Genomic DNA, 3,115 nt, shown 5'->3' on the forward strand with positions numbered 1-3,115 from the left:
GTTCGAGAGCGTTTCCGCCAGGCCCACCCCCGCGCCGACCACCGCGAAGCCCGCAAGCAGCGCCAGGAGCGACCCGTCCCTGCCGAAGGCGAGCACCAGGCCGTAGCCCACGGCATTGAACAGCAGCCCGGTGACCATGACGGCCGGGGCCGAGAATCGTGCCGCGAGTCTGACCGCCGCGAGGCCCGTGACGATCGTGAGAGCGAGGCCCGGGAGCATGAACAGCCCCGCCGCCAGCGGGGACGCGCCCTCGACGAGCTGCAGGTGCTGCGACAGGAACAGCGTGAATCCCACGAGCGAGAAGATGCTCAGAAGGTTGGCGGCGAGGCCAGCGCTGAAGGCCGGGGCGCAGAATAGGCGGACGTCGAGCATCGGCTGGGGCCGGCGCAGCTGCCGCCGCACGAAGGCCCATCCGGTGACCAGCCCGGCGGCGAGGATCAACGCGGCGGAGGCTCCGCCGTCGTGCGCCAGCTCCTTGATCCCATAGACCACAGCGGTGGCGGCCGTGATGATCAGGAGGATGCTCGGGGCGTCGACCGGCGAGGGCGAGGGGTCGCGCGACTCGGGCACGAGCAGCGGTGCGAGCACCAGGAGCGGGACGAGCACCGGGACGGCGAGCAGGAACACCGCGCCCCACGCGAAGTGCTCTAGCAGGGCGCCGCCCACGAGGGGGCCGAGCGCGGCGCCGCCTGAATAGGTCGCGGCCCAGATGGCGATGGCGAGGCGGCGCTCGGTGGCGTCCGCGAAGATGTTGCGGATGAGCGAGAGCGTGGCCGGCATGATCATCGAGCCGAAGACGCCGATCAGGGCGCGGGCCCCGATGAGCTGGCCCGCGGACGTCGCGAACACGGCCGCGGCCGAGACGACCGCGAAGCCCGTCGCGCCGATGAGGAGGATCCGACGGCGGCCGATGCGGTCGCCGATGCTGCCCATCGGCACGAGCAGGCCCGCCAGAACGAGGGCGTAGACGTCCACAATCCAGAGGATCTCCGTGCTGCTCGGCTGAAGGGCCAGAGAGATCGAGGGGACGGCGAACGCGAGGACGGTGTTGTCGACGGCAATGAGCAGCACCGGGAACATGAGCGCCGTGAGGGCAAGCCACCGGCGGGCGGCCGAGGTGCCGGCGGGGGCAGCGCGCGCGATGCGGGCCTCGGCGGTGTGCTTGGTCTGGAACATCGGGGACTCCTTGTCGTGACGAGATAACTGTACCGTCTGGACGGTCTAGTTTCAACGCCACGTACAGTGTCCTTATGCCCAGACCGCCCAAGGCGCGCGATGCCCTCCTCGCCGCGTACCGCGACCTCCTCGTGTCCGAGGGGGAGCGGGCGGCGACCATGGATGCCGTTGCGGCACGGGCCGGGGTCTCCAAGGGCGGGCTCCTGTACCACTTCAAGAGCAAGGACGCTCTCGCCGATGCGCTGCTGGCGGCGCTCCGCGATTGCGCGGCCGACGACAGGGCACGGATGGCTGCCGACCCGGAGGGGTCCGCGCGGTACTTCGTGCGCACGTCCGTCAACTCGGGTACAGATATGGACGCCTTCTTCATCGCGGCCGTCCGCCTCGCGCAGACCGGGCATGTCGGTGCCCTCGCCGCCCTGGAGGAGATCGATGCCGCGTGGCTTGAGCTCATCCGGCGTGAGATCGCAGACCCAGCCGTCGCGACCGCCGTCATGCTCATGGGCGAGGGTCTGTACCACTACTCGTCGCTCGCCGGATCCTGGCCAGAGCAAGCCTTCCGCACGTCGATGGCGGAGCTGCTCGCCGTCGTCGACCGTTTGAGCGGGCGGAACGCCTAGCCCTTGACCTTGACGCTGCGTCAACTTCTACCCTCGAAGGGCAAGGAGGAACGCATGGACTGGAGCATCCAGGAAGTCGCCCGGCTGGCTGGCACCACAAGTCGGACACTGCGCCATTACGGGAGCATCGGGCTGCTCGAACCGAGCCGGGTCGGCCACAACGGATACCGCTACTACAACGAGGAGTCGCTCGTGCGGCTCCAGCGCATCCTCCTGCTCCGCGACCTCGGGCTGGGCCTGCCAGCCGTCGCGGAGGTCCTCGGGAACCACAGGGACCAGGCCGAAGCGCTGCGCGCGCACCTCGCGTGGCTACGGCAGGAGCAGGATCTGCTGGCGCGCCAGGCGCGGGCCGTGGAATCCACGATTCAGCATTTGGAAGGAGATGGGCAGCTCATGGCCGAGGAGATGTTCGACGGATTCGACCACACGCAGTACAAGGATGAGGTCGAGGCCCGCTGGGGCGCGAAGGCCTATGCGGACAGCGACGCCTGGTGGCGCGGGCTTGGCCCCGACGGCCAGCGGGACTGGAAGGAGCGCCTGTCCCGGCTGATGGAAGATTGGCGGGCGGCTGCGGTGAGCGGGGCGTCGCCCGAGAGCGACACCGCCCAGACCCTCGCTGCGCGGCACGTCGACTGGCTGGGAAGCATCCCGGGAACTCCCGGTTATCCCGAGGCCCCGGCGAAGGAGTACGTGCTTGGCTTAGCGGAGATGTACGTCGACGACGAGCGGTTCGCGGCGAACTACGGCGGCACCGAGGGGGCGACGTTCGTCCGTGACGCACTGCGGGCGTACGCAGCGCGGGAACTGTAGCGCGTGCTGCGCCGGCCCTAGGCTGGGCGCATGCGAGTCAAGATGTGCAGCATCCATGTCACCGACCCCGCCGCGGCCCATCGCTTCTACACCGAGACCCTCGGCTTCGAGACCCTCATGGCCGTCCCTGAGGCGAACCTCTTCATCGTCTCCTCGGATGGCACCCCGGGCCTCGGGCTGCTGCTCGAACCGAGCGACAACCCCGTGGCCGAGGCGTACCGGACCGGGGTCTACGAGCAGGGCCTGCCCGCGATCGTGCTCGGGTCGCCGGATGTCCGCGGCGAGTACGAGCGGCTGACGACGGCGGGAGTCGCCTTCCGGGGGGAGCCCTCGGAGGGGCCGGCCGGCGTGACGGCGGTCTTCGACGACACGTGCGGGAACCTGATACAGCTCCATCAGGACTGAAGCGAGAGGTGGCCACGCGATAGGCGAGAGGTGGCCACGCGATAGGCGAGAGGTGGCCACGCGATAGGCGAGAGGTGGGGCCGCGGCCCCCCCCCGCCCCGCGG

4 protein-coding genes are annotated in these 3,115 nt (G+C 69.9%); 3 read left to right on the forward strand and 1 reads right to left on the reverse strand.

Annotated elements, in window-relative coordinates:
- The coding region (locus tag ACTHL9_RS11270) for an MFS transporter (protein WP_440519142.1) at nt 1–1,176 on the reverse strand (1,176 nt) is incomplete at its 3' end.
- A 74-nt stretch (nt 1,177–1,250) separates the two neighbouring features.
- On the opposite strand from ACTHL9_RS11270, the gene ACTHL9_RS11275 reads away from it, so the two are divergent.
- The 3 genes from ACTHL9_RS11275 to ACTHL9_RS11285 are packed head-to-tail and all read left to right on the forward strand — an operon-like array spanning nt 1,251 to nt 3,011.
- Nucleotides 1,251–1,796: a TetR/AcrR family transcriptional regulator gene (locus ACTHL9_RS11275; RefSeq protein WP_440519143.1), complete on the forward strand. Its 546-nt coding sequence runs from the start codon at nt 1,251–1,253 to the stop codon at nt 1,794–1,796.
- A 54-nt stretch (nt 1,797–1,850) separates the two neighbouring features.
- On the forward strand, nt 1,851–2,606 hold the full coding sequence (locus tag ACTHL9_RS11280; protein ID WP_440519144.1) for a MerR family transcriptional regulator: 756 nt from the start codon (nt 1,851–1,853) through the stop codon (nt 2,604–2,606).
- Nucleotides 2,607–2,636: 30 nt separating this feature from the next.
- Nucleotides 2,637–3,011: a VOC family protein gene (locus ACTHL9_RS11285; RefSeq protein ID WP_440519145.1), complete on the forward strand. Its 375-nt coding sequence runs from the start codon at nt 2,637–2,639 to the stop codon at nt 3,009–3,011.
- Nucleotides 3,012–3,115 lie beyond the last annotated feature (104 nt).

The organism is Sinomonas sp., assembly GCF_051955515.1.
In the GTDB taxonomy this organism is placed as follows: domain Bacteria; phylum Actinomycetota; class Actinomycetes; order Actinomycetales; family Micrococcaceae; genus Sinomonas.

Excerpts from the sequence above, each read along its gene's own strand:
- ACTHL9_RS11275 (WP_440519143.1), top strand. The coding sequence starts at position 1,251 with ATGCCCAGACCGCCCAAGGCGCGCGATGCCCTCCTCGCCGCGTACCGC.
- ACTHL9_RS11280 (WP_440519144.1), top strand. The coding sequence starts at position 1,851 with ATGGACTGGAGCATCCAGGAAGTCGCCCGGCTGGCTGGCACCACAAGT.
- ACTHL9_RS11285 (WP_440519145.1), top strand. The coding sequence starts at position 2,637 with ATGCGAGTCAAGATGTGCAGCATCCATGTCACCGACCCCGCCGCGGCC.